Source organism: Pseudarthrobacter cremeus (assembly GCF_051857465.1).
GTDB lineage: Bacteria > Actinomycetota > Actinomycetes > Actinomycetales > Micrococcaceae > Arthrobacter.
In genome coordinates, this window is record NZ_JBPZHC010000011.1 from 1 (window position 1) to 23,338 (window position 23,338).

General features: G+C 65.5%; 22 protein-coding genes. 8 read left to right on the forward strand and 14 right to left on the reverse strand.

Annotation, left to right across the window (positions count from 1 at the left end; translation table 11 throughout):
- Positions 1 to 136: 136 nt before the first annotated feature.
- Positions 137 to 544 (reverse strand): TfoX/Sxy family protein, encoded by a 408-nt coding sequence (locus tag ACS5PJ_RS18145; protein ID WP_439436261.1) that lies wholly within the window; start codon positions 542 to 544, stop codon positions 137 to 139.
- Between the two features lie 266 nt (positions 545 to 810).
- Here ACS5PJ_RS18145 and ACS5PJ_RS18150 point away from each other — a divergent pair, with 266 nt between their 5' ends.
- Complete coding sequence (locus ACS5PJ_RS18150) at positions 811 to 1,014, forward strand: cold-shock protein (protein ID WP_024365339.1); 204 nt, start codon at positions 811 to 813, stop codon at positions 1,012 to 1,014.
- A 124-nt stretch (positions 1,015 to 1,138) separates the two neighbouring features.
- Here the strand turns inward: ACS5PJ_RS18150 and ctaD are convergent, their stop codons facing one another.
- Complete coding sequence (gene ctaD / locus ACS5PJ_RS18155; RefSeq protein WP_439436262.1) at positions 1,139 to 2,893, reverse strand: aa3-type cytochrome oxidase subunit I; 1,755 nt, start codon at positions 2,891 to 2,893, stop codon at positions 1,139 to 1,141.
- Between the two features lie 115 nt (positions 2,894 to 3,008).
- The gene (locus ACS5PJ_RS18160) at positions 3,009 to 3,743 is read right to left on the reverse strand and encodes a FadR/GntR family transcriptional regulator (protein ID WP_439436263.1); all 735 of its coding nucleotides are present in this window, start codon (positions 3,741 to 3,743) and stop codon (positions 3,009 to 3,011) included.
- Between the two features lie 187 nt (positions 3,744 to 3,930).
- On the opposite strand from ACS5PJ_RS18160, the gene ACS5PJ_RS18165 reads away from it, so the two are divergent.
- From ACS5PJ_RS18165 to ACS5PJ_RS18175, 3 genes are all read left to right on the forward strand, one after another.
- Complete coding sequence (locus ACS5PJ_RS18165) at positions 3,931 to 4,467, forward strand: gluconokinase (protein ID WP_439436264.1); 537 nt, start codon at positions 3,931 to 3,933, stop codon at positions 4,465 to 4,467.
- Between the two features lie 40 nt (positions 4,468 to 4,507).
- Positions 4,508 to 5,911, forward strand: a complete 1,404-nt coding sequence (locus tag ACS5PJ_RS18170; protein ID WP_439436265.1) for a GntP family permease — start codon at positions 4,508 to 4,510, stop codon at positions 5,909 to 5,911.
- A gap of 126 nt (positions 5,912 to 6,037) precedes the next feature.
- Complete coding sequence (locus ACS5PJ_RS18175) at positions 6,038 to 6,862, forward strand: SDR family NAD(P)-dependent oxidoreductase (RefSeq protein WP_439436266.1); 825 nt, start codon at positions 6,038 to 6,040, stop codon at positions 6,860 to 6,862.
- 12 nt (positions 6,863 to 6,874) lie between these two features.
- On the opposite strand, the gene ACS5PJ_RS18180 is transcribed toward ACS5PJ_RS18175, so the two are convergent.
- Positions 6,875 to 8,284, reverse strand: a complete 1,410-nt coding sequence (locus ACS5PJ_RS18180; protein ID WP_439436267.1) for an aminotransferase-like domain-containing protein — start codon at positions 8,282 to 8,284, stop codon at positions 6,875 to 6,877.
- Here ACS5PJ_RS18180 and ACS5PJ_RS18185 point away from each other — a divergent pair.
- Both ACS5PJ_RS18185 and ACS5PJ_RS18190 read left to right on the forward strand, forming a co-directional pair.
- Positions 8,283 to 9,251: a DMT family transporter gene (locus ACS5PJ_RS18185; protein WP_439436268.1), complete on the forward strand. Its 969-nt coding sequence runs from the start codon at positions 8,283 to 8,285 to the stop codon at positions 9,249 to 9,251. The two genes, ACS5PJ_RS18180 and ACS5PJ_RS18185, sit on opposite strands and share 2 nt — an antisense overlap.
- A gap of 11 nt (positions 9,252 to 9,262) precedes the next feature.
- Positions 9,263 to 9,889: an FMN-binding negative transcriptional regulator gene (locus ACS5PJ_RS18190; protein WP_439436269.1), complete on the forward strand. Its 627-nt coding sequence runs from the start codon at positions 9,263 to 9,265 to the stop codon at positions 9,887 to 9,889.
- A 20-nt stretch (positions 9,890 to 9,909) separates the two neighbouring features.
- On the opposite strand, the gene ACS5PJ_RS18195 is transcribed toward ACS5PJ_RS18190, so the two are convergent.
- The 8 genes from ACS5PJ_RS18195 to ACS5PJ_RS18230 all read right to left on the reverse strand — a co-directional run bounded on the left by ACS5PJ_RS18195 (position 9,910) and on the right by ACS5PJ_RS18230 (position 17,939).
- Entirely contained in the window at positions 9,910 to 10,953 is a 1,044-nt protein-coding gene (locus ACS5PJ_RS18195) for a LacI family DNA-binding transcriptional regulator (RefSeq protein WP_439436270.1), read from the reverse strand.
- A 99-nt stretch (positions 10,954 to 11,052) separates the two neighbouring features.
- A complete protein-coding gene (locus tag ACS5PJ_RS18200; protein ID WP_439436271.1) occupies positions 11,053 to 11,799 on the reverse strand; it encodes a cupin domain-containing protein in 747 nt (248 codons plus the stop codon).
- Entirely contained in the window at positions 11,796 to 12,737 is a 942-nt protein-coding gene (locus ACS5PJ_RS18205; protein WP_439436272.1) for a DUF6807 domain-containing protein, read from the reverse strand. The genes ACS5PJ_RS18200 and ACS5PJ_RS18205 overlap by 4 nt, the downstream gene beginning before the upstream one ends.
- On the reverse strand, positions 12,734 to 13,843 hold the full coding sequence (locus ACS5PJ_RS18210; RefSeq protein WP_439436273.1) for a Gfo/Idh/MocA family protein: 1,110 nt from the start codon (positions 13,841 to 13,843) through the stop codon (positions 12,734 to 12,736). Before ACS5PJ_RS18210 ends, ACS5PJ_RS18205 begins: the two co-directional genes overlap by 4 nt.
- A 2-nt stretch (positions 13,844 to 13,845) precedes the next feature.
- Positions 13,846 to 15,144, reverse strand: coding sequence for an ABC transporter substrate-binding protein (locus ACS5PJ_RS18215; RefSeq protein WP_439436274.1), 1,299 nt, complete (start codon positions 15,142 to 15,144; stop codon positions 13,846 to 13,848).
- 51 nt (positions 15,145 to 15,195) lie between these two features.
- Entirely contained in the window at positions 15,196 to 16,131 is a 936-nt protein-coding gene (locus ACS5PJ_RS18220; protein ID WP_439436275.1) for a carbohydrate ABC transporter permease, read from the reverse strand.
- Positions 16,121 to 17,044 (reverse strand): carbohydrate ABC transporter permease, encoded by a 924-nt coding sequence (locus ACS5PJ_RS18225; protein ID WP_439436276.1) that lies wholly within the window; start codon positions 17,042 to 17,044, stop codon positions 16,121 to 16,123. Before ACS5PJ_RS18225 ends, ACS5PJ_RS18220 begins: the two co-directional genes overlap by 11 nt.
- Before the next feature lie 367 nt (positions 17,045 to 17,411).
- Positions 17,412 to 17,939, reverse strand: coding sequence for a hypothetical protein (locus ACS5PJ_RS18230; protein ID WP_439436277.1), 528 nt, complete (start codon positions 17,937 to 17,939; stop codon positions 17,412 to 17,414).
- A 122-nt stretch (positions 17,940 to 18,061) separates the two neighbouring features.
- Between ACS5PJ_RS18230 and ACS5PJ_RS18235 the strand changes: the two genes are divergently transcribed.
- The gene (locus tag ACS5PJ_RS18235) at positions 18,062 to 21,181 is read left to right on the forward strand and encodes an AfsR/SARP family transcriptional regulator (protein WP_439436417.1); all 3,120 of its coding nucleotides are present in this window, start codon (positions 18,062 to 18,064) and stop codon (positions 21,179 to 21,181) included.
- A gap of 7 nt (positions 21,182 to 21,188) precedes the next feature.
- On the opposite strand, the gene ACS5PJ_RS18240 is transcribed toward ACS5PJ_RS18235, so the two are convergent.
- Positions 21,189 to 21,746: a hypothetical protein gene (locus tag ACS5PJ_RS18240; RefSeq protein WP_439436278.1), complete on the reverse strand. Its 558-nt coding sequence runs from the start codon at positions 21,744 to 21,746 to the stop codon at positions 21,189 to 21,191.
- Between the two features lie 152 nt (positions 21,747 to 21,898).
- Between ACS5PJ_RS18240 and ACS5PJ_RS18245 the strand changes: the two genes are divergently transcribed.
- Positions 21,899 to 22,732, forward strand: coding sequence for a hypothetical protein (locus tag ACS5PJ_RS18245; protein ID WP_439436279.1), 834 nt, complete (start codon positions 21,899 to 21,901; stop codon positions 22,730 to 22,732).
- Between the two features lie 19 nt (positions 22,733 to 22,751).
- Here the strand turns inward: ACS5PJ_RS18245 and ACS5PJ_RS18250 are convergent, their stop codons facing one another.
- Positions 22,752 to 23,303, reverse strand: a complete 552-nt coding sequence (locus ACS5PJ_RS18250) for a dihydrofolate reductase family protein (protein ID WP_439436280.1) — start codon at positions 23,301 to 23,303, stop codon at positions 22,752 to 22,754.
- Between the last annotated feature and the right edge of the window lie 35 nt (positions 23,304 to 23,338).

The window sequence follows — 23,338 nt, forward strand, 5'->3', positions numbered from 1 at the left end:
CCAACAAACTCAACAACCGGCCACGCCCCACACTGAACCTCGAGACCCCCAAACAACGTATGCGCCAACTCATCGCCGCCGCAGCCTAGCCCCAAAGTTGCAACGACCCATTGACTTTGAGCGCGGTTTTCGGGACTTATCTGACCCCGCGTTGCTGTGGCGCCTTGGCTTTGGGAGCCCTGGGAGTCTTGGGTTCCTTCGGCGGCAGGCTGGCAACGTGGTCAAGCGCCTTACTGATCCAGGCGCGGACGCGCGCGTCGTCGCCGTCGCCCTCTTCATTCCAGACCTCCGGCAGGCCGGTGTAGCCGCCCATGGGCCGCTCGGCGGGCCCGAACGGGACGGTCCGCTCTGTGCTTTCGAGTACTTCCCGGTCCGCGTCCGCCAGCTTCACGCCGATGGTGGGCCCGAACAGGCCGGCGAACATGTTGCCGTTCACAAACGCTCCGAGGTTGCCGAACATCGGCTTCACCACCACCTGCGGATGTTCCGGGACGACGGAACGGAAGCGTTCCTTGTCTGCATCAGACGCTTTGGCCATTTCCATAATTCCTCCAGGGTTGGTACGGCGTGGACCTGTTGGCAGGATATGCCTGCAGCAGAGGGAGGTACAGGACCCCCGAATGGGCAGTGGTAAATACTTCCCGGAAACTCCTGTACAGTTGATTTTGTTGTTGTGTTTATGCAGTTGGTAGTTCAGGCAGTACGCGCGGTCGAAAGTCCGCGTTCTTCTGAAGTAGCGGTTTTGAACACCCCACACCGGAGGACCCGAAAGTCGGGACTTTTCCTCCACCTTCACGAAGGACAAAAATAATGGCTACTGGTACCGTCAAATGGTTTAACGCTGAAAAGGGCTTCGGCTTCATTTCCCCCGATGACTCCTCACAGGACGTTTTCGCTCACTACTCCGCGATCGCCTCTTCCGGCTTCCGCTCACTCGAAGAGAACCAGAAGGTTTCCTTCGAAACCGAGCAGGGCCCCAAGGGTCCCCAGGCCGTCAACATCCAGGCACTCTAATTCATTAGAGACTCTGGGGCCTTAGGGTTTCATTTTCAAAAGCAGGGCCGGTCACTGACCGGCCCTGCTTTTTTGTGTTCTTTTAACCCAGGTGTGCTTTATTCGTCGCTGCTTTATTCGTCGCTCACTCGTCCGGGCTTGGACTCCGCACGTCTTCGTCGCCGATATCGGCAGCGCCCAGGGCGGCAGCCGCGGCCGTGTGGACGGCCTCATGCTCACGGACCCGGATCTCCGGGTGGTGCAGGTCAAGGGCCGGGCGTTCCGAGCGGATCCGGGGGATGGAGGTGAAGTTGTGGCGCGGCGGCGGGCAGGAGGTTGCCCACTCGAGCGAGGCGCCGAAGCCCCAGGGATCGTCGACTTCCACCCGGTGGCCGCGGCGCCACGTCAGGTACACGTTGAACAGGAACGGGATCATGGAGGCGCCCAGAAGGAAGGACGAGATGGTGGAGAACTGGTTCATCCAGATGAAGTTGTCCTCCACGAGGTAGTCGGCGTAGCGGCGGGGCATGCCCATGACGCCGAGCCAGTGCTGGATGAGGAACGTTCCGTGGAAGCCCAGGAACAGCATCCAGAAATGGATCTTGCCCAGGCGCTCGTTCAGCATGCTGCCGGTGAACTTGGGCCACCAGAAGTAGAAGCCGGCGAACATGGCGAACACCACGGTCCCGAACACCACGTAGTGGAAGTGGGCCACCACGAAATAGGTGTCGGAGACGTGGAAGTCCAGCGGCGGTGAGGCCAGGATGATGCCGGTCAGCCCGCCGAAGAGGAACGTGACGATAAAGCCCAGGCTCCACAGCATGGGCGTTTCGAACGTCAGCGAACCGCCCCACATGGTGCCGATCCAGTTGAAGAACTTCACGCCCGTGGGCACCGCGATGAGCATGGTCATAAAAGCGAAGAACGGCAGCAGGACCGAGCCGGTCACGTACATGTGGTGGGCCCACACCGTCATGGACAGGGCGGCGATGGCAATCGTGGCGTAGATCAGGCCCTTGTAGCCGAAGATCGGTTTCCGGCTGAAGACCGGGAAAATCTCCGAGACGATGCCGAAGAACGGCAAGGCGATGATGTACACCTCGGGGTGGCCGAAGAACCAGAACAAATGCTGGTAAAGGATCGGGCCGCCGTTTTCGGGATCGTAGATGTGGGCGCCGAAGCGGCGGTCCGCACCGAGGGCGAACAGCGCTGCGGCCAGCGGCGGGAAGGCCATGATCACGAGGATGGACGTGACCAACGTGTTCCAGGTGAAGATCGGCATCCGCCACATGGTCATGCCGGGGGCGCGCATGCAGATGATGGTGGTGATGAAGTTGACCGCACCGAGGATGGTGCCGAAACCGGACAGGACCAGGCCGAAGACCCACAGGTCACCGCCGACACCGGGGCTGAACAGCGTGTTGGAAAGCGGATTGTAGGCAAACCAGCCGAACGATGCCGCCCCCTGCGGCGTGATGAAGCCGGACATCGCGATGGTGGAACCAAAAAGGAAGAACCAGAAAGCCAGCGCATTGAGCCGGGGGAAAGCCACGTCGGGGGCGCCGATCTGCAGCGGCATGACAAAGTTCGCGAACCCTGCAAAAAGCGGTGTGGCGAACATTAGCAGCATCGCGATGCCATGCATGGTGAAGAGCTGGTTGTACTGCTCCTTGGTCTGCAGGATCTGCATGCCGGGCTGGAACAGCTCGGCGCGGATCAGCAGTGCCATCACGCCGGCAAGCAAGAAGAACACGAACGACGTGATCAGGTACATGTAGCCGATGGTCTTATGGTCCGTGGTGGTGATCCACTTGACCACGACGCTGCCTTTGCGCCGGGGTACTACAGCCGGCGCGGCGGTAGCTGCGACGCCTTCAGATGTATGTCCGGTAATGGCCATTTCTTACCTCACAGATCCCTCTGCAGAGCAGTCGGGGCCCCTTTCCTGAGCCCTTACTTTGCAGGCTACTCGGATGTGGGGCGCCCGGAAAGGGTTTCGGCAAGCTCAGCCGCGGTCAGTGCAGTCCCATGGCGTTCCGGACCTCGTTCAGGATGTGCTGCATGGCGGTTTCGGCAGCAATCGCGTCCCCGCTTGCCACGGCCGCTGCAACATCCTCGTGGGCCTGAATTGCCTCACTCCGCGGCTTGAACGGCATCAGCCCCTGCCGCGTCCGGCTGGTCAGCACCTCGGCCACCATGGCGTCCAGCGCCATGAACATCTCATTGCCGCAGCTCGCCAGCAGCAGGCGGTGGAACTCGATATCGGCCGCGAGGAAGGCCTCCAGTTCGCCGGCCTCGCCCAGGCGGCGCAGATCGGCAGCAAGGGAAACGAGCCTGGCGCGTTCAGCGGCGCTGGCCCGGCGGGCGGCGCCCGCCGCGGCGATGGGTTCGACGGCGATGCGGAGCTCGGTGAGGCTGCTGTACTGGATCTCGCGCCGGTCCGAGGCCAGCCGCCACCGCACCAGCTTGGGGTCGAACACATTCCAGAGCCGGCGCTCCTGCACGACAATTCCCACCCGCCTCCGCGAGTAGACCAGGTTCATGGACTCCAGGACCTTCATGGTGTCCCGCGCTACTGTCCGGGAGATGCCGTACTCGTGCTGCAGGAAATCAAGGGTGAGGCGGCTGCCCGGAGCGAGGGTGCCGCCGGCGATGGCTGAGCCAACCGCCTCAAGAACCCGTTCGTGCATTGCGGGGGAGGCCCCGCCGTCGTGCGTGTTATCCGCGTCCTGAAGTGTCGCCGTCGACATCTTTCCTGCCTTCCTCTGCGCTGCGCGCCCTCCCAGCGTACCCAAAAATAACCCAAAGGTATGACTTGTGACACCTAAAGATAGTATCTGTGGCAGAAAATGGTGATACCTTATCTCCCGGCGCACTTTCCACCGTGCGCTACGAGCTTCTTCCCTAAGCCAACGGCGTCTTCTTCGGAGGTAAAACATGCAGAATCAAGCCACCCACCTGGTGGTGATGGGCGTTGCCGGATCGGGCAAGTCCACCATCGCGGCAGCCCTGTCCCGGCAGCTTGGCTGGGCCTGCGCCGAAGCGGACGAGTTCCACCCGCAGGCCAACATCGACAAGATGTCCCGGGGCATTCCCCTGCAGGACGGGGACCGGTGGCCCTGGCTTCAGCTGATCCAGGACTGGATGACCGCCAAGGCCCAGGCCGGCGAGTCCACCGTCCTGACCTGCTCCGCCCTCAAACAGAGCTACCGCAGGCTCCTGTCCGAAGCCGACGGACGCGTGCTGTTCATCCACCTCGACGGCGGCCCCGAGCTGATCGGCGAGCGGATGCAGGGCCGTGAAGGACACTTCATGCCGCCCGCTCTCCTGCCCAGCCAGCTCGCCACGCTGGAGCCACTGACCGGCGGCGAACTCGCCGCCGGCAGCCTGCGCCTGGACATCTCGCAGTCCCCGGAGGAGCTCGTCCGGGCGGTCATCGCCGCGCTCAAGCTCCCCGCCCCGCACGCGTCCTAACTTTTCACATCCCCAATTAGTTCAGTTTCAAAGGAGAATCATGGTCATCGAAGGATGGACCCAAACGCTGGGAGCAGTCCCCCTGCTCCTCATCGCCGCGGCAGCAATTCTGGTGCTGCTGTTCCTGATCATCAAGCTGCGGATGCACGCACTCGTCGCCCTGATCGTGATCAGCCTCGCCACCGCCTTCGCCACCGGCATCCCCGCCAACCAGGTGGTGCCGGTTCTTATCAACGGCTTCGGGACCACCCTGGGCACTGTGGCGCTCCTGGTCGGCCTGGGCGCCATGCTGGGCCGGATCGTTGAAACCAGCGGCGGCGCGAAAGTCCTCGCCGACTACCTGATCGGCGTCTTCGGCGAGAAGCGCGCCCCCTTCGCCCTGGGCCTGGCGTCCCTGATCTTCGGCTTCCCCATCTTCTTCGACGCCGGCCTGGTGGTCATGCTTCCCGTGGTCTTCGCCGTGGCACACCGCCTGGGCGGGGGAGTGCTGCGGTACGGCCTCCCGGCTGCCGGCGCATTCTCCGTCATGCACATCTTCCTGCCGCCGCACCCGGGGCCCGTCTCCGCGGCCGCGTTCTTCGATGCGAACATCGGCCTGGTCCTGATCGCAGGCCTCATCACCGCCATCCCCACCTGGTACGTCACCGCCTACCTGTTCGGCCTGTGGACCGGCAAGAAGCTGGTCCTTCCGGTCCCGGAGATCCTGGGCCACGCCAGCGCCGAAGCCGAGTCCCACCCGCCGCGTTTCCGCACCATCATCGGCCTGCTGCTCCTGCCGCTCGTCCTGATCTTCATCAACACCGGCCTGAACACCCTGGCCTCCTCAGGCGTCCTGTCCGAGGGGGTCAAGAAGGAACAGTGGTTCCAGATCCTGCGCACCATCGGTGAAACCCCGGTGGCCCTGCTGATCGCCGTCCTGGTGGCCGTGTACGTCCTGGGCAACCGCCGCGGCAAGGACTCGGGCGCCATCGAGAAGCTGCTCGAATCCTCACTGGGCCCGGTCTGCTCCGTTATCCTGATCACCGGCGCCGGCGGCATGTTCGGTGGCGTGCTCCGCGCCTCCGGCATCGGCGCCGCACTGGCCGACGTCCTGGGCAACCTGGGCATCCCGCTGATCCTGGCCGGCTTCCTGATCTCCGCCATCCTGCGCATCGCCCAGGGCTCGGCCACCGTGGCGCTGACCACCACCGCCGGCCTGATCGCCCCTGCCGTGGCCATGGCCGGCCTGACCGGCATGCAGGTGGCCGCACTGGTCATCGCCGTGGCCGCCGGGTCTGTGGTGGTCTCCCACGTCAACGACTCCGGCTTCTGGCTGGTGGGCCGCTTCTTCGGCATGGACGTCAAGACCACCCTGAAGACCTGGACCGTGATGGAAACCCTGATCGGCGTCATGGGCTTCGCCATCGCGGCGGTCCTGTTCATGCTCGCCGGGGTGGCGGGCTGACGCCCCAACCCCAGCCAACGGCTGACTGATTTGCTGCGCGGGGCGGCCGGTGGGAACACCGGCCGCCCCGCCGTCGTTGTGCCAGCGGCACCCTTTTTCGGGAACGAACCAATCAAAGGACACCCCTTGACCCCTCGCACCATTGTGATCACCGGCGCCAGCGACGGCATCGGCGCAGCAGCCGCACGGACCTTGGCGAAGGCAGGGGAGCGGGTGGTCGTCGTCGGCCGTTCCGCGGAGAAGACGCAGGCCCTCGCCAAGGAACTCGACGCCGACTACTTCGTCTGCGACTTCGCCGACCTCGCCCAGGTCCGCACCCTTGCCGCGCAGCTGAAGGAGAACTACCCGCGGATCGACGTGCTGGCCAACAACGCAGGCGGCATCATGGGCAAGCACCTGCGCACCGTGGACGGCAACGAATCCACCTTCCAGATCAACCACTTGGCTCCGTTCCTGCTCACCACGCTGCTGATGGACACCCTGACGGCCAGCAAAGCCAAGGTCATCAACACCGCCAGCGGCGCCAACAGCTTCGGCAAACTGGACCTCTTCGACCTCAATGCCGAGCACACCTACTCCACCAACCGCGCCTACGGCACGGCCAAACTCGCCAACATCCTCTTCACCTCCGAGCTGCACCGCCGCTTCGGCGAGCAGGGAATCACGACGGCGGCGTTCCACCCCGGCGTGGTGCGCACCAACTTCGCGGCAGAGTCCACCAGCCCCTGGCGGCACGCCTACAAGACCCTGCTCAACCGCTTCATGCTGACACCGGACCAGGGCGCCGACACGCTGCTGTGGCTGATCAAGGGCACCGCCGGCACCGACTGGATCTCCGGCGCCTACTACTACAAGCGCGCCCTGGCCAAGGCCAACGCGCAGGCCTATGACGCCGAGCTGGCGCGCGGGCTCTGGGACGCGAGCGAAGAGCTGGTCAAAGTAGCCGTCTGACCGGTCCGCGCCTCAGGCTCCGGCCGCCAGGGCCTCGCCGATGATCCGGGCGCCTTCGGGAAAGGCGCCCGGATTCGGGCCGGAATAGTTCAGCCTGATGTACGGTCCGGCAGGTTCGGCTGGGAACCACTCCGTTCCGGCGGCGATGATGACCCCTGCGTCCTCGCAGCGACGGGCAAGCTTGGCGGCATCGGTCCCGTCGGGCAGGCGCAGCCACAGGTTCAGCCCGCCGTGGGGCAAGCCTTCAAGGTGGGCCTGCGGGACATGCTGGCGCAGGCTGGCGGCGAGAAGGTCGCGGCGTGACAGGAGCTGCTGGCGGAGGCTGCGTAGGTGCGTCTGCCAGCCGGGCTGGGTCACCACATCCAGTGCTGCAGCCTGCAGGAGGCCGCTGACGTACATGGACTCGGCGGCGCGCTGGGCGAGGATCCGCTCACGGGCGGGGCCGCGGGCGATGACGGCGGCGATGCGGATGGCCGGGGACACGCTCTTGGTCAGCGACCTGATGTAGACCACATGGCCGGAGTCGTCCCGCGAAGCTACGGGCACAGGACTGGTGGAGATGCCGAAGTCGTGCGCCCAATCGTCCTCCACCATAAAAGCTCCGTGCCGTCGCAGCAGCTCGAGGACCTCCTCGCCCCGCCCCGTAGCCCACTGCGCGCCGGTGGGGTTTGCGTAATTGGGCTGGGCGTAGAAAACCCGTGCCCCCGTCTCCTCAAAGGCGCGGGCCAGCTCGGCCGGATCTGGCCCCTCCGGACCGCTGGGCACCGGCACCACGCGCACGCCCGTCTGGGCTGCCGCCAGGATGGCACCCCAGTACGTGGGTGACTCCATCAGCAGCGGCTGGCCCGCGCCCACCAGCGCCCTGAAGATGGAGCTGAGCCCGCTCTGGCTGCCCGGCAGCACAATGACGTCGCTCGGCTGGGGCGGAGTGATCCCGGCCAATGTGGAGGTACCCAGCTCGTGGGCAAACCACGACTGCAGCTCCGGGAGCCCTGCCGCCGGAGGACGCGAGAGGGCGGCATCGCCACGTGCGGCCCGCGTCAGGGCAGCCCGGACCAGCCGCTCCGGCAAAAGCTCACGGTCCGGATACCCCGAATGGAACGAGATGGCGTTGTTCGGCACATCACGCATCGTGTTCGACGCGGAAGGCAGCACCGACTGCGGGGAACGCAGCGCAGCAGTCTGCCAGCCGTAATCCGAAGGGCGCGCCGTTCGGACGGCGCGCATGAACGTCCCGACGCCGGGCCTGCTCTCGATCAGGCCCTGGGCTGTCAGGGTCTGAAGCGCCTTCTGCACGGTCACCGGGCTGGCTTGGTACGCAGCCACCAGTGACCGGGTGGACGGCAGCCGCGATCCGGGGGCCGCCGAATTCATCCACTGCTGCAGTGCAAGAACAATCCGCGAACTGCTATCGTTGTTCATGAAGGCTAATAGTAGCGCTACTCTCCCGGTTAGCCCAGTGGTACTGCCCCGGTCCGTCACCGGGATCTGGTGGGGACTCTTGGGAGTTTTGGCATTTTCGTTCACCGTGCCGTTCACCCGCCTGGCGGTCTCCGGCCTGTCGCCGCTGTTCATCGGGTCCGGTCGGGCAGTGGTGGCCGCGGTGCTCGCCGCCGCGGCCCTTGCCCTGACCCGGCAACAGTTTCCTTCACCCCGGATCTGGGCGCGGCTTGCGCTGGTTGCCGGGGGCGTCGTCGTCGGCTTCCCGCTGCTGACCTCCTTTGCCCTGACCTCCGTGGAAGCAGGACACGGCGCCGTGATCATCGCCCTGCTGCCCGCGGCCACCGCCACGGCAGCGGTGCTCCGCACGGGTGAACGTCCGCCCGCAGCATTCTGGGCGGTCCTGATCCTAGGCTCGCTGGCCACCATCACGTTCGCCTTTGTACAGGCAGGCGGAATCGGGCGGCTGCAGTGGGCGGACCTGCTGCTCCTGGCCGCAGTCGTTGCCGGGGCGATCGGATACGCCGAAGGCGGACTGCTGGCGCGGGAGCTGGGGGCGTGGCGGACCGTCTCCTGGGCGCTGGTCCTGGCCTCGCCGCTGATGGTGGTCCTGGCAGCGCTGGCCATTGCCGACCAGCCGCCGTCGGCCTCACCCCTTCAATGGGGCGCTTTCGCCTATCTCGGCGTGGTGAGCATGTTCCTGGGCTTCTTCGCCTGGTACCGCGGTCTCGCCATCGGCCCCATGGCCCAGGTGAGCCAGATCCAGCTCATCCAGCCGGTCCTGAGCATCTGCTGGGCGGCAGTGCTACTGGGGGAGGCCCTGACCTGGAGTACGGTCATTGGCGGCCTGGCGGTCATAGCCTGTGCCGGCGCAGCCGTCCGTGTCCGGCTTTTCCGGCCGAGCACGCCCCCCGCTGAGATCCACCCTGAACGAATCCCCACCCCTTGACAGGACCTGCCATGTACATTCCAGCTCACTTCGCTGCCGATTCTTCGGACGTTGACCAGCTCCTTAGCCACCCGGCGGCGGCCAACCTGGTCACCATGACCGCTGACGGGCTCCTGGCGACGCTGCTGCCCTTCGTTTACGATCCTTCTGCGGGCGTGCACGGTGCGCTGTACGCGCACGTCGCCCGGAACAACCCTCAATGGTCCAGTGCGCCGATCGGCGATGCGATGGTCATCGTGCAGGGACCGGACGGCTACATCTCGCCTTCCTGGTATCAGTCCAAAGCCGAACACGGCCGGGTGGTGCCCACCTGGAACTACTCGACGGCGCACGTCTACGGCAGGCTGGTCATCCATGATGACACCGGCTGGCTGGCCGGGCACGTCCGGCAGTTGACCGACCTGCACGAGGCGGGCCGGGAACAGCCATGGTCCGTGGACCATGCGCCGGAACGCTTCATCGCCGGGCAACTGCGAGCCGTCGTGGGGATTGAACTGGTCATCAGCCGGATCGAGGCTAAGGAAAAAAACAGCCAGAACCGCTCCGACGCCGATGCGGCCGGGGTGGTGGCGGGACTTCTGGCGGGCGGGCAGGAAGCCAGCGCCGCCTCCGTCGGGCGTTGCCGCCGGAAAGCCTGACCCGGACGCCTGAGCCGGGGCTATGAAGCCGTTGCCCTGACCTGGCCGGTGGATTCGCGGAAGATGAGCTTCATCGGGGCCAGGGTCAGGCCGTCATCGGTGGGCTGCCCGCCGCGGATCCTGGTGATCAGTTCGCCCATGCTCCGGGCGCCCAGCGCCTCCAGGTCCATGTGCACCGATGAAATCGATGGGATGAAGTACTTGGATTCGGCCATGTCGTCCCAGCCGAACACACTGACCTGGTCCGGCACCGTGATGCCATGCTCGTGCAGCGCGCGGATCACTCCCATGGCCATGGTGTCGTTGGCGGCCACCACAGCAGTGACGTCCGGCAGGGCGGCGATGTCCTGCCCGGCGGTGTAGCCGGAGGCGGAGGACCAGTCCCCGGCCGCGATGCCCAGCGACGTCAGGCCCAGCTGGGCGATGGTTTCCTCATAGACCGCCAGGCGGTTCCGGGCGGATGGCCAGGCGGAGGGTCCGGCCACGTGGAAGAAATTCCGGTGGCCGAGGGAGGCCAGGTGCTCCACGATCTGGGCCGCTGCGCTGCCGTCCGCGAGGCTGCCACGGGCACGCATCCGGTTGTCATACTCACCGGCCACCACCATCGGCACATTGGGCGCCTCGTCCGGGGATGCACCGAGCTTGGCCGGCCGCGGAACGAAGGAGAGGATGCCGGCGATGTCATCAGCGGCGAGCAGTCCCTGGAGTCGGCCGGCGCGGGCCTGGGCTGTTCCTTCCATTGCCACCACGTCTATGCGGAAGCCGGCGGCATGAGCAACCTCCGCGGCGCCGTTGAGCATGCGGAGGGGGAAATACAGGGACGCCTCCGGCACCACCACCACGAGCCGGTACAGCTCGCGGGAACGCAGGGACCGTGCCGCGAGGTTTGGTGTGTAGTTGAGTTCAGCCAATGCCTTTTCCACGCGATCCAGCGTTGCGGGTTTGAGCTTGGCTTTGTCCTTGAGGTAACGGGACACGGTCTGGTGCGATACGCCTGCCAGCTCCGCCACGTCGTAGATGGTGGGTGCCTTAGACCGGCCAGGTCTTACTGCTGACTGCACCATGGCGTCCCTTCAGATGTTCTTCCAGCGGCCGTCGCGGGAGGGATCCGGCTCCAGCCTAATCCCTCCCGCATCACCGCAGCCCGCGCGGGCGTCCGTGGCTCAGGCGGGTCCGCCGGAGTCCCATTTCTGCAACAGGCCGCACATGCCGAAGATCCATTCCGGAGTGGCCGGCGCTGTCCGGGACACCCCCGCATCCTTGAAGTGGCTGAATCCGCCCTCGGCCAGGTCCGCCAGCCACTGTTCGGTCCGCGCGGCTTCGGGCGCGATCCTTTCGCGCCAGAGTTCCTGCCAGCCCGGGACCCGGTGCTGGATGAGCCGGACGGCATCGCGGTGGAAGCGTTCGACGGCGGCGAAGTCGCCCGCCTGCGCAGCCTCCTTGAGCCGGTGGTAGCCGGCAAGCGCCGCGTCCCGCCGGGTGAGTGCAGAGTCGCCCAGCGAGTCCGACGCTGGGACCGGACCGCCGTCGAGCGCTGCGGTCCGGGCGTACCGTTCCGGGTCAGCCACGATGTCCGCCTCAAAGGTCAGGACGGCGTCGCCTGCTTCGGGGAGTCCGGCGTTCTGCATGATGGCGAGGATGTCCAGCCCGCCGGTGTTGATGATCCGATGGATGGTTCCCGGGCTGAACCACAGCAGGTCGTTGGAAGCCAGTTCGTGGGATTCGTAGCCGGAGGCGGTGATGGTTTCCACCCGCCCGGTTCCGCCCAGCACCAGGTAGGCCTCGGTGGAGGCGGTGTGCAGGTGCGGGGAGCCGCCGCAGACGCCGTCGGCCGCCTCCCAGTCGTAGACGCCGAGCCGGGTGAGGGCCACCGCGCCGGGGAAGGCAGCGGCCTGCCGGGTGACGGTCATGCGGTGGCCTCCAATGGCTGCTGGCGGAGCGCATCACCGGCGGCGGCCGCAAGGTTCTCCAACCGCTCCCCGTCGGAATCGCCGTCGGCAATCACCACGGCGTACCGGTTCTTCATGGTGGCGCCGGTGGCGAAGATGACTTCGGCGCTGAAGAAGGGGGCGGGCCCGAAGCAGGCGAAGGGCTCGGACCGGGCGAACCATTCAGGCGGGTGCTGGGCGTTGGCAGTGTCGTCGACGATCAGTACGGTGGAAAATCGGCAGGTGTCATCGTGCTGGCCCACGAACGCGAGCCACGGACCGCGGGTGCCCCTCAGTGCCTCGCCGGTGGCTCCGCCCGGTCCGGCGATCCTGCCGCCGGCGAATTCGCGCGGTCCGCGCCAGAACAGTCCGCCGTAGCCGGCGTTCTCGCGGCCTTCGGTGGTGGGGGAGCCGATCTGGACATCGGCCCCGGAAACGTTGGTCATCTCCGTTTCGAAAACCAGCGTCCAGGAGTTGCCGTCCTGCCCGGGGCTGATCCGGATGCTCCGGGTTTCATCCACCACGTGCTTGCCGGCCTGGGTCCACCAGCTCAGCGCGTGGGTGAAACTGAACGAGCCGCCGTCGAGCCCTGCGTCGATCACCCGGTCGTGGCGCATGGCGCCGTTGTTGGGCAGCCACTTGTAGTCCTCGCCGCGGCGGAAGCTGGGGCCGCCCCAGAAGTTATCCTCGCCTAAGTGGGGCAGTGACCAGGCGATGCCCTTGTGCCAGACGTGGTCCCAGGGGCGGTAGACGCTGACGGTCTCGCCGGCGGTGGTCCGCAGCGGGTGGAAGAACGGCCGCGGTGATTCGCGCTGTTCGTCGGTGGCGTCGTAGGTGTAGGTGGCGATCTCCAGGTCCCCCAGGGAGACGGTCAGGGACTGGTTGTCATCGCGCCAGGACAGGGCGGTTGCGGAGTTCATGCGTTGAGTGCTTCCTCTTGTTTCCAGGGTTCCAGATGGCCGTCCATGCGGGTGAAGAACGGGCTGGCTTCGTCGATCTGGCCCCGGGCAATGGTGTTTCCGCTGACGCTGGACGCGTAGATCGCGGCGGCCAGTTCCATGGTCGCGTAGGCGTCACCGATGGAGACCGGCGCGGCCTCGCCGCGTTGCAGGCTTCGGATGACCGCTGCATATTGCGCCGTGTGCCCGCTTTGCTGGTCCTCACCCTGGGCCCAGAGTCCGACGACGGCGTCCTGGCCGGGTGCCGGGGTCACCGTCCAGTTGTCGTCGGTGTAGCCGTAGAGATGGTCAAGTTCAACGGTTGCGTTTTCGTAGTCCAGCCTCAGGTAGGATGTCTCGCGCGGCGAAATCACGGAGTTGATGATGGTGGCGATGGCTCCGGATTCGAACCGGACCACAGCGGCTGAAGCATCCTCGGTATCGGTCTTGCGGGCGAGCTTGCCGGCGAAGGCTGTGACCTCGGCCCAGGGTCCCCACATGTGGAGGAGGAGATCGAACTGGTGGATGCCGTGGCCCATGGTGGGGCCGCCCCCCTCCACGTCCCATAGGCCGCGCCACGGCACATCGAAGTACGGCTGGTCCCGGAACCAGAGGGTGTTGCACGTTCCCACCAGCTGCCTGCCCAAGGCACCTGAGCGCTGCAGGGCCAGGAGCCGCTGGGCGCCGGAGCCGAACCGGTGCTGGAAAATGCAGCTCAGGGACCCGGCGGAGGCGGCTTCGGCGGCTTCGAGCTGCCGCATCTCGTTCAGGGACAGGGCCGGCGGTTTCTCGATAACGGCATTCAGGCCGTAGGAGAGCGCCTCGAGAGCCAGGGGGAAGTGGCTCGACGGCGGGGTGCAGATGGCGACGAGATCCAGGCCGCCGCCGTCGGCCGCTTCCGCAAGGCTGGCTGCCGTGCGGGTGATGCCCCATTTGGCCGCGAAAGCCTCCGAGCGTGAGGCGTCGATGTCGATGGCCACGGCCAGCTCCACGCCCGGCTGCTGCAGGGCTTCGGCGTGGGCGTTGGCGATGCCGCCGGTGCCGATGAAGGCGACGCGGATTGGTTTGGTGCCTTGGGTGTCAGTCATGGTTACTTCCGGAGTGAGGACGAGAGTTCGTCGATGAAGGGCTGTGCGGCTTTTTCCGGGGTGGTGCGTTCGAAAAGGATGTCCGAGGTGTAGCGGCTGAGGATGTCCGTGATGGCGCTTCCGCCGGCCGGGGTGATGGGCGGGGCGGGCCGGACTTCGTCGGCGATGGCGTTGGTGAAGCTGATGGCGGCCTTGTCTGTGGCGCTGAGCTTGGGTGCGATGGCTTCACGGATTTTGGTGTTGGCCGGGATGCCGCGTTCGGTGAGCATGATGTCCGCGGCGGTCTGGTTGTTGGTCAGGTAGTTCAGGAACTTCTCGGCGGCCTTTTGGTGCTTGGTGCGGGAGGACACGGACCAGAACATGGAGGGCTTGTAGTAGGCGCCGGCTTCCTTGGACGTTGATTCGCCGGGCAGGCGCAGCAGCTTCAGCTCCTGGCCGGCAGCGCCCGAGTAGGCGGTCAGTTGGGTGCTGAAGACACCGGCAAACCCCATCTGGTTCTTGGCGAGGGCGGTCTGGTTCAGGGACGCCGAGGCGTTTTCGATGATGGCCGAGGGCTTGGGGCCGGCGCCGGACTTTGAGAGCTCCACGGTGTGCTTCCAGAACGAGACCAGGGTTTCAGGCTTGATGACCACCTTGCCGCCGTCGTCGTAGAGGCGGTCCCCATTCTGGCGCGCCCAGATGTAGAGGTCCTGGTCGCCGTACTGGACGCCGACGCCGGTGCCTGCTCCGCTGGCGCTGACCTGCTGGCCGATCTTCCGGTAGTCCTCCCAGGTCCACTTGGTGTCATCGGGCATGGCCACGCCCGCCTTGGCGAGGACGCTGGGGTTGGCCGCGATGCAGAAGGTGGCAACGCCGGTCACGAGGCCCACGAGTTTGCCGTTCACTTCGCCGCTCTTGAGGGTGTCCGGTGCGATTCCGGTGGTGTCCAGGCCGGTGAGCTTCTTCATGTCCAGGAGTGCGCCGCGGTCGCCGTATTCGCGGACGTATTTCTCGTCCATCTGGATGACGTCCGGCGCGTCGTTGGCCGCCACCTGCGTGGCGAGCTTGTCCCAGTATCCGTTCCAGTCGCTGTATTCGCCCACCACCTTGATGTTGGGGTTTTCGGCCTGGAACGCATCGATGACCTTCTGGGTGGCCTTTTGCCGGGCATCGCCGCCCCACCAAGTGAACCGGATGGTGACCGGACCGGTCTCCTCGGCGGCGGGCGTGCCGCCGGCGGCGCAGCCGGACAAGGCCAGGACCGAGGCTGCGACGGCGGCTGAGAGCTTCAGGTAGGTCCGGCGGGTGCGGATGTGGTTCATGGGGTTCCTTTCAGGAGCGGCGTCGACGTCGGCGCCTGATGTGGTGGGGAGCTACTTGATACCGGTGGTGGCGATGCCCTTGACCAAAAATTTCTGGCCGAGGAGGAAAGCGATGAAGACGGGGAGCAGGGAAACGATGGACATGGCGAACAATGAACCCCAGGAGGTGGAGGCCGTGGCATCGACGAAAGCCCGCAGTGCCACCGGGACGGTGAACATCTTCGGATCCGTCAGGTAGATCAGCTGGCTGAAGAAGTCGTTCCAGGTCCAGATGAAGGTGAAGATGGTGGTGGTCGCCAGGGCCGGGACCATGAGCGGCAGGATCACCTGGAGGAAAATGCGGGGATGGCCGGCGCCGTCGATCCTGGCAGCTTCGTCCAGGTCCTTGGGGATGCCGCGGATGAACTGGACCATCAGGAACACGAAGAACGCATCGGTGGCGAGGAGCTTGGGGACGATGATCGGCCAGAACGTGTTCACCCAGCCGATCTGGGAGAACAGGATGTACTGCGGCACGATCACCACATGGAACGGCAGCATGATGGTCAGCAGCATCGCCCCGAACAGCCACTTCTTGCCTTTGAAGTTCAGCCGGGCGAACGCGTAGGCGGCCATGGAGCAGGACACCAGGTTGCCGATGATGCAGCCCAGCACCACCACCGCAGAGTTCAGCAGGTAGGTGGAGAACGGGCTGGCCAGGGCGTTCCAGCCCTCGCTGTAGTTGCCCACCTCGAACGTGGAGAGCAGCAGCCCTGGTTCCCGGAAGATCAGATCGTTGGGCCGGAGCGAGGAGGCGATCATCCAGAGCAGCGGGTAGATCATGGCCAGTGCCGAGACGATCAGCAGCAGGTGCTTACCGACATCGCGGAGGCGGACTGCAAAGCGGGACTTCGGCCCGCGCCCAGAGGTCTTGGGCGGGTCTGCGTCAGCGCCGCCGGGACGGAGAATGGCGGGCCCGGGGGACAGGGGCTGGATTTCAGTCGTCATAGAACACCCAGAACTTTGAGGCGTAGAAGTTGATGGCGGTAAAGGCGCCGATGATCAGCAGCAGGACCCAGGCCATGGCCGAGGCGTAACCCATGTCGAACTGGCCAAAGCCCTTCTGGTACAGGTACAGCGTGAAGAACATCGTCGAGTCCGAGGGCCCGCCGGTGCCGCCGGAGACGATGAACGCCTGGGTGAAGGACTGGAATGCGCCCACGATCTGCAGGACCAAGTTGAAGAAGATGATGGGGCTCAGCAGCGGCAGGGTGATCCGGAAGAACTGCGCCGCCTTGGACGCCCCGTCCACCTGCGCGGCCTCGTAATACATGACCGGGATCTGCCGGAGGCCGGCGAGGAAGATGATCATGGGGCTGCCGAAGGTCCAGATGTGCAGCAGGATGATGGTGCTCAGGGCCGTGCTGGGATCGGAAATCCAGCCCGGGCCTTCGATCCCCACTAGCGCCAGGAACTGGTTCACCAGGCCGGTGGTGCCGAAGATCTGCTTCCACAGAATGGCGACGGCAACGGAACCGCCGAGCAGGGAAGGCAAGTAGAACACGGACCTGTAGAACGGCAGGCCACGGATGCCACGGTCCAGCACCATGGCGATGAACAGGGCCACGGCCAGTTGGAGCGGGACGCCCACCAGGACGTAGATGAACGTGACTCTCAGGGAGTTCTGCAATCGCGAGTCTTCCAGCATCCGGCTGAAGTTTTCGAAACCTACGAGGTTCGGCTCCTGCAGGAGGTTGTAATCGGTAAAGGACAGATATAGCGAGATCAGCATGGGGCCAAGGGTGATGGCAACAAGTCCCACCAGCCACGGAGCCAGGAAAACAAGTGCAGCTTTCGTGTCCCGGGCTTCAGCGACCATGCCCTTGCCTTTGAGCCTGCTGAGCTCGGAGAGGGCGCTCACCGAGCAGCCTCGGCCCGAGGGATGCTGGCCTGGGAAACGGCGCAGCTCTCCCTTGGAGTGGAAGTTGAATGCATGTTGGTTCCTCACTCGGCGGGACGGTACACGGCGACGTGGGCGGTCTTCCGGTTTCAACGGCGATGTTGCATTGGACGCGAATGGCGGTGCTCTTGACCGACGATGCGCCGGCTTCCGACCAGAAAGTGATCGGTAACACAATTATGGTTATCGATCACTTTCTTGTCAACGGATTGCCAGTCTGATCTTTTGAGGCGTCCCCTTCACAGTGAAGGGGCGGGTGGTGGGCCGCCCCTTCACTGTGCCTGTTTTGATGTATCGCCGGGAGGAACCTGGCTTAGGAGGTCGGCGTTCAGGGAGCCAGAGCCGCGCAGACGTCAATGAACGGGCCGGAGGTACTTACCAGCGTGAAAACGCCGTCGGTGCCAACGGTGTAAACGATCTTGCCCGTGTACTGGATGGTGGAAGGTCCGGCGGGCACGTCGCTCGGGAACATGATCAGGCCGTTGTGTCCGGTGGCAGTCACAGTTTGAGTGCCGTCGGGGTTGTAGACAGTTTCCGTGACAGATCCGTCGGTCCTGATGGTGATGGACTCGCCAGCTACCGGCTTCTTGGGATTGGTTCCATAGTTCGTGTAGGTGTTGACCGTGCCTTTGCCGGCTTGAAGGAGGCGAACCTTGTTGCCATTCTTGTCGAAGAATTCCTTGGTGTGCGTAATGGTGCCCGTCCACGACCATTCAAGGTTGAAGTCCGGGCACGCCCAACCGATCGGCAGAAAAATGCGATTCTCGTCGGCGGCCGAGGCCGGTTGGGCAGGAGCCAAGGCCGCGGCGGCAAGAGCCGAGGCCGCCAGTACACGGGTAATGCTGCTTGTTTTCATCGGAATTCCCTTCGGAGGTAACGCGGGTTGGTTTTCTTAGAGTGGCCCCGCGGACTTAACCGGTCCTTAATCTCCTGCGGAACACTGGACCCTCCGCCTGCCCCGGGAGCATGATGGGTTTGATGTGGCCGGATTTCGAGGCTGCATCAGGTGTCAGGGCGGGCGCTGTGGGGCCGCTGGTCGATGAGCTCTACAGGTCCGGGCAAGCAGCCCCGGACCTGCGGCCGGTCGGTGAGGGGTGCTCGGCGATGAGCGCACTGTGGATCAGGGCCCTGGGTCCGTTGGAGGTTGTAGCCGACGGCGCCTCTGTCTCCGTGGGCAGCAGGAAACTGAGGATCGTCCTGGAATGCCTGGCGCTGCGGGCGAACTCGGTGGTCGCCGCTGACTTCCTGGCCGAGGCAGTCTGGGAGGGCCGCCCGCCGGCCCAGCCGGGTCCCCAGCTGCAGGTCTACGTGGCAAACCTGAGGCGCCTGCTTGAGCCGGGCCGCCCCAAAGGCGTGACTTCCCGGCGCCTGGCCAGCCGGCCGGGCGGCTACCTGCTCACAGTTGCCGAAGACGAACTTGATTTGCTCCAGTTCCGGGAGCACGTCGCCGCCGGAGAGTCGGCGGTCCAGGCGGGGGACCTGTCCGGAGGCGCGGACCGTTTGCGCCAGGCCGTTGAACTCTTCACGGGGCAGGCCTTCCCGGACCTTGCCGACGTCGAACTCCTGGGCCCGGACCTGGACGAACTGGACGAAGCCCGGCTTGACGCCCATCAGGACCTCAGCGACGTCGAGCTTGCCCTGGGGCGGCACAGCACTGTGGTGGTTGAACTGCAGCGGCTGGTCCAGCAGCACCCGTACCGCGAGCGGCTGTGGGCCTCGCTTGTGCTCGCCCTCTACCGCTCTGACAGGCAGGCCGACGCCTTGGCCGCGTGCCGCGAAGCAAGGAGCATCTTCGCGGCGGAACTGGGGATTGATCCCGGAGCGCGCTTGCGGGAACTTGAGACGCTGGTGCTGCGGCAGGATGCATCGCTCGCGGCCCCGGCGGCCGACGGGCACCGGCGGATCAGGCAGCGCCTGAACAACCTGCCGGCCGGGCTCACTCCACTGGTTGGCCGGGATGCGGAACTGGGGGAGGTGTGTTCCCTCTACCGTTCGGAGGGCTGCAGGCTGGTCACCGTGACGGGTCCGGGCGGGACGGGCAAGACCCGCCTGGCCATGGCGGCGGCCTCACGGCTCGGTGAGCGGATGGCCGACGGCGTGGGCTGGGTTAATCTCGCCCCGCTCACCCAGGCGCAGCAAGTTCCGGGCGCCATAGCCGCCACCCTCGGCCTCGAAGACCGGGCCGGTGACGATCCGCTGAAGGCTGCGTCCCGCTTCCTGCGTGCCCGCCGGCTTCTGTTGGTCCTGGACAATTTCGAGCACCTGGAGGATGCCTGGCCCGTCGTGCTGGACATGCTCACCGCCGCCCCCGAACTCCGGATCCTGACCACCAGCCGCAGACGCCTTGGCCTCCGCGCCGAGTACGAATACGAGCTCGCACCCCTGGCCCTGCCGCCCCTCGACCCGCCGCTGCCGCCGAAGCAACTGCGGGAAGTGCCTGCCGTCAAGCTGCTCGTCACCCGCGGCCGGGCAGTCCGTCCGCATTTCGACGTCGACCACGGCAACGCACGCGTGCTCACCCGGCTGTGCCACCTCTTGGACGGCCTCCCGCTCGCCATCGAACTGGCAGCTGCCCAATTGCGGGATCGCAGTGAGGCTGCACTCCTGAAGGATCTGGGGATAAGCCTGGCTGCCCTGCCCGCAGCTTTCCGGGACCTCCCGGACCGCCAGCGGACGCTGACGGCGACGATTGCGTGGAGCTACGACCTGCTTGGCCCGGATGAGCGTCTGCTGTTTGACCAGCTGGGGGTCTTCGCAGCCGACCCGGCCGAGACCGCCGTGGGCGCGGTCTACGAGGGAAAGGCGGCTGCGGGATCGGCTCACGACGAACTGCTGTCCGGCGGGCCGCTGTCCGAAGAACTGCTGTCCGCGCTCTCACGCCACAGCCTGCTGCGCCGCTATACCGATGGCGCAGGAGAACGCCGGATATCGATGCTGCATTCGATCCGCGAGTTTGCCCGGGAGAGGCTCTGCCTGCTGGAGGACCCGGCCGCTGTCCGGCGCCGGCACGCCCGGCACTACCTGGGCATGGCCGAGAGGGTGGGCCCGCAGCTGTGGGGGAACGGTCAGCTGGAGGCGTTCCGAACGCTGCATTCGGACGCGCCGGACCTGCGGGCCGCACTCCTGTGGGCCACCGGGCCGGCCGGTTCCACAGACGTGGCGCTTCGCCTGGTCGGGAGCCTCTGGCACTACTGGGAACTTACGGGCGACGTGGCCGAACAGCACCGGATCGCCGTGGCGCTGATGGAGGAGATGCCGAACGCTTCCGCTGCGGCGTTGGCACCGGCGCTGAGCGGAACAGCCACGTTGTGCTGGACAGTGGGCCGGTACGACCAGGCCGCCCACTTCCACCGCCGGGCGCTCCAGGCGTTCCAGTCAGCCGGGAACGGTCCTGGCGTAGCGTGGAGCACCATGTGCCTGGCGACGCAGGCAGCCCAGCAGGACGACTCGGTCACAGCCCGGAAACTGGCTGAGGAAGCCTTGTCGATGCCGCAGGCAGGGCCGCTCACCCGCGTGGCCGCTTTGATCATCCTGGGCTTGTTGGCGTTTTACGCCGGTGACATCGCACGGGCACTGGACCTGAGCCGCGAATGCGTCGAACGGGCCCGGCCCCTCGGCGAGCGGGCGCTCCTCGGGAACACCTTGCTTAATCTGGCCGACGCCACCGAGCGCGACGGCGATTACGACGAAGCAGAACAGCTCCTGTATGAGGCTCTCGGCGCGGTGCTCGAGCTAGGCGGGCAGGGCAACGTGGTGGCTTTCCTCGAGTCCCTCGCCGGCGTCTACGTCGCGCAGCACCGCGTCGAACGGGCCATCCGAGTGTTGGGCGCCGCTGCCGCCTACCGCGCTGACCGGGGCTTTCCGCTCTCAGCGGCAGAACGCCGGCGGATAGACGCAATGATTGACAAGGCGCGTGCCGAAGCAGGCCCTATCCGTTTTGGCCTCGCCTGGGCAGCGGGCAACGCCCTGACACTGGCTCAGGCAGTCCAGGAAGTGCAGCGTGGCAGGCGCACCCGCTCTGGCTCCATCACCGACCACCAGCCGCAGTACTCTGCGCCGCCAAACCACGAAAGCGCCCAGAATCCTGCGCCGTGGTGACCGTGGCCTAGCCTAGTCCGGCATGTTCTGCCCGCGCCGCGTAGCCGAGGTGGCGCTTGATGTCCTCGAGCTCCTCAGTGAGATCGTCCACCCTGAGCTTGTATCTACGGAATTCGCGGTGCCGGCGTTTTGCTTCCAGATATCCCCCCACCAGCGAAGCAAGCCCCAATGGCAGGGAAGCGGCCAACGCCCAACCGGCTGCCACGAAGAACTCCATCGCCACGGGAAGGGCAGCCTGGAAGTCCACCACCTGGTTCACTGTGCCAACCACTCCGCCGAGGAAGGAGTCCAGGGGCTCCAGGAACTGACCCACCATGGGGGTCTCCGTCAGCGCAGGGGCATTAAGGCGGTCCTCAGCCTTGGAGCCCCACCGGGAGTCGCCCACATGATTCAGAACGTAGACGCCCGCCCCGGCGCTGGCAACCGCAAACACGAGCACGGAACGCAGCGCGGCGAGATCGAATCGGCGTCGGTTCAGGAAAACCGTCAGCAGCCCGACGGCGATGGCAGAAATCCACGTAAGGGCTTTGAGCCAGTCGAGGCTTACCCAGCTTAGTACGTCCACAGCTACCGCAATTCTTTAGAACTTCCAGTGGTGGAGCATACCCCTTCCACGCCGACGGCACGATTATCCCGGTAATGCTGGACAAACAGCGAAATCACCATAACCTAGGAAATGATCAGTATGCTTCCTATTCGGATATGAGGGTGATTTTGATGCACAAGACATCAGCGCTGGGGCTGGCTGCAGCGAGCGTCCTGGCCTTGGCCGCCTGCACAGGCGGCGGCACCGGACAGAGCCCGTCGCCCACCGCTATCACCACCAGCGCAGCCGCTGACAAGGTCTACACCGAAGGCGAACTGCGCGAACTCATCGCCGGCACACAGGATGGGGAAGGCAACGAACTGAAGCTCTACTCGCAGGAACAGGTGGCGCAGGGGAGCAATATCGCCAACCTCCTGATGAGAACGGCGAAAGTGGAGCCGGCGGACTGCAAGTCGATCGCCACCGCGGGGCTTCTGGACAAGGTCGACGACGGCGACGTGGCAGTCGCCCTCTCCGAAAGCTCCCAGCCGCGCACCCTGTCCGCCCGGTCCGGCAGCAAAGGCCCGGACGCCGTCGGGCTGCTCAAGGAAGTCAGCGGCAAGATGGGTCAGTGCGCCAACTTCAGCGTGGAGGCCCTCGGCCAGCGCTATGAGGTCTCAAGCAAGGAACTGCAGGCGGACACCAACGCAAAGGAGACCTTTGCCACGGTGAGCAAGCGGAGCACCGGAGAAATGCTGATGCAGGTTTCCGGTGCCGAGGGCAGGCTCCTGGTGGTGGCCACCAAGGGCGGATCTGACCTGGCCGATGACGACCAGAAGGAGCTCGAAGACCTGGTGAACGAGGTACTTGCCAAGGCTGACGGCGGCTCCGCGACAGCCAGTGCGCCACCCACCGGCACGTCCACCAGGACCACCAGCCCCACTTCAACACCAACCCCCACACAGACCGAAAGCCGGATGTCACCCGCTCCCACCGTCACCGTAACGGCAACCCCCACGCCTTAGCGGGGTTCCCGGGAACCCCCTATTCGGCCAACAGCCCGTAGGTGCTGATGACGTTGCCCTTGCTCGTCCTGTACTGGTCCTTCAGGCTGAGCCGGGTGGTGGGGTCGCCCGGCTCGAAGAGGTGCCGGCCGCTGCCGGCCACCACGGGATGGGTCATCAGGGTCAGTTCATCCAGCAGCCCTGCGAACAGCAGCTGCCGTGTGACTGAAATGCTGCCCATGACGGCGATTTCGCCGCCGTCGCGCGTTTTCAGTTCTTTGACGAAGTCCTCCAGGGGGCCCTCGATCAGGTGCGAGTTCTGCCATTCCAGCGGTTCCTTCAGTGTCCGCGAGGCCACGAACTTCTCGATCGGGTTGATGAACCGGGCGAAGTCATCATCAACCGCTGCAGTGGGCCAGTAACCAGCCCACTCCTGGTAGCTGACCCTGCCCAGCAGCACCGTGTCCACGCGCTCCATCATGCCGGTCATGCCTTTGCCCAGGTCCTCGTCGAAACTGTCGAACTGCCAGAGATTCGGCTCTGACACCACCCCGTCGACGGAGTGGAACAGGCCAGCAGTCAGTTTGCGCATAGGGACCTCCAAGGTGACAACGGGAAGGGCAGGAC

What these genes read in the sequence shown, in the direction of transcription:
- ACS5PJ_RS18145 (WP_439436261.1), bottom strand. Translation starts at nt 544, where the DNA reads ATGGAAATGGCCAAAGCGTCTGATGCAGACAAGGAACGCTTCCGTTCC.
- ACS5PJ_RS18150 (WP_024365339.1), top strand. Translation starts at nt 811, where the DNA reads ATGGCTACTGGTACCGTCAAATGGTTTAACGCTGAAAAGGGCTTCGGC.
- ctaD (WP_439436262.1), bottom strand. Translation starts at nt 2,893, where the DNA reads ATGGCCATTACCGGACATACATCTGAAGGCGTCGCAGCTACCGCCGCG.
- ACS5PJ_RS18160 (WP_439436263.1), bottom strand. Translation starts at nt 3,743, where the DNA reads ATGTCGACGGCGACACTTCAGGACGCGGATAACACGCACGACGGCGGG.
- ACS5PJ_RS18165 (WP_439436264.1), top strand. Translation starts at nt 3,931, where the DNA reads ATGCAGAATCAAGCCACCCACCTGGTGGTGATGGGCGTTGCCGGATCG.
- ACS5PJ_RS18170 (WP_439436265.1), top strand. Translation starts at nt 4,508, where the DNA reads ATGGTCATCGAAGGATGGACCCAAACGCTGGGAGCAGTCCCCCTGCTC.
- ACS5PJ_RS18185 (WP_439436268.1), top strand. Translation starts at nt 8,283, where the DNA reads ATGAAGGCTAATAGTAGCGCTACTCTCCCGGTTAGCCCAGTGGTACTG.
- ACS5PJ_RS18180 (WP_439436267.1), bottom strand. Translation starts at nt 8,284, where the DNA reads ATGAACAACGATAGCAGTTCGCGGATTGTTCTTGCACTGCAGCAGTGG.
- ACS5PJ_RS18190 (WP_439436269.1), top strand. Translation starts at nt 9,263, where the DNA reads ATGTACATTCCAGCTCACTTCGCTGCCGATTCTTCGGACGTTGACCAG.
- ACS5PJ_RS18195 (WP_439436270.1), bottom strand. Translation starts at nt 10,953, where the DNA reads ATGGTGCAGTCAGCAGTAAGACCTGGCCGGTCTAAGGCACCCACCATC.
- ACS5PJ_RS18200 (WP_439436271.1), bottom strand. Translation starts at nt 11,799, where the DNA reads ATGACCGTCACCCGGCAGGCCGCTGCCTTCCCCGGCGCGGTGGCCCTC.
- ACS5PJ_RS18205 (WP_439436272.1), bottom strand. Translation starts at nt 12,737, where the DNA reads ATGAACTCCGCAACCGCCCTGTCCTGGCGCGATGACAACCAGTCCCTG.
- ACS5PJ_RS18210 (WP_439436273.1), bottom strand. Translation starts at nt 13,843, where the DNA reads ATGACTGACACCCAAGGCACCAAACCAATCCGCGTCGCCTTCATCGGC.
- ACS5PJ_RS18215 (WP_439436274.1), bottom strand. Translation starts at nt 15,144, where the DNA reads ATGAACCACATCCGCACCCGCCGGACCTACCTGAAGCTCTCAGCCGCC.
- ACS5PJ_RS18220 (WP_439436275.1), bottom strand. Translation starts at nt 16,131, where the DNA reads ATGACGACTGAAATCCAGCCCCTGTCCCCCGGGCCCGCCATTCTCCGT.
- ACS5PJ_RS18230 (WP_439436277.1), bottom strand. Translation starts at nt 17,939, where the DNA reads ATGAAAACAAGCAGCATTACCCGTGTACTGGCGGCCTCGGCTCTTGCC.
- ACS5PJ_RS18235 (WP_439436417.1), top strand. Translation starts at nt 18,062, where the DNA reads ATGTGGCCGGATTTCGAGGCTGCATCAGGTGTCAGGGCGGGCGCTGTG.
- ACS5PJ_RS18245 (WP_439436279.1), top strand. Translation starts at nt 21,899, where the DNA reads ATGCACAAGACATCAGCGCTGGGGCTGGCTGCAGCGAGCGTCCTGGCC.
- ACS5PJ_RS18250 (WP_439436280.1), bottom strand. Translation starts at nt 23,303, where the DNA reads ATGCGCAAACTGACTGCTGGCCTGTTCCACTCCGTCGACGGGGTGGTG.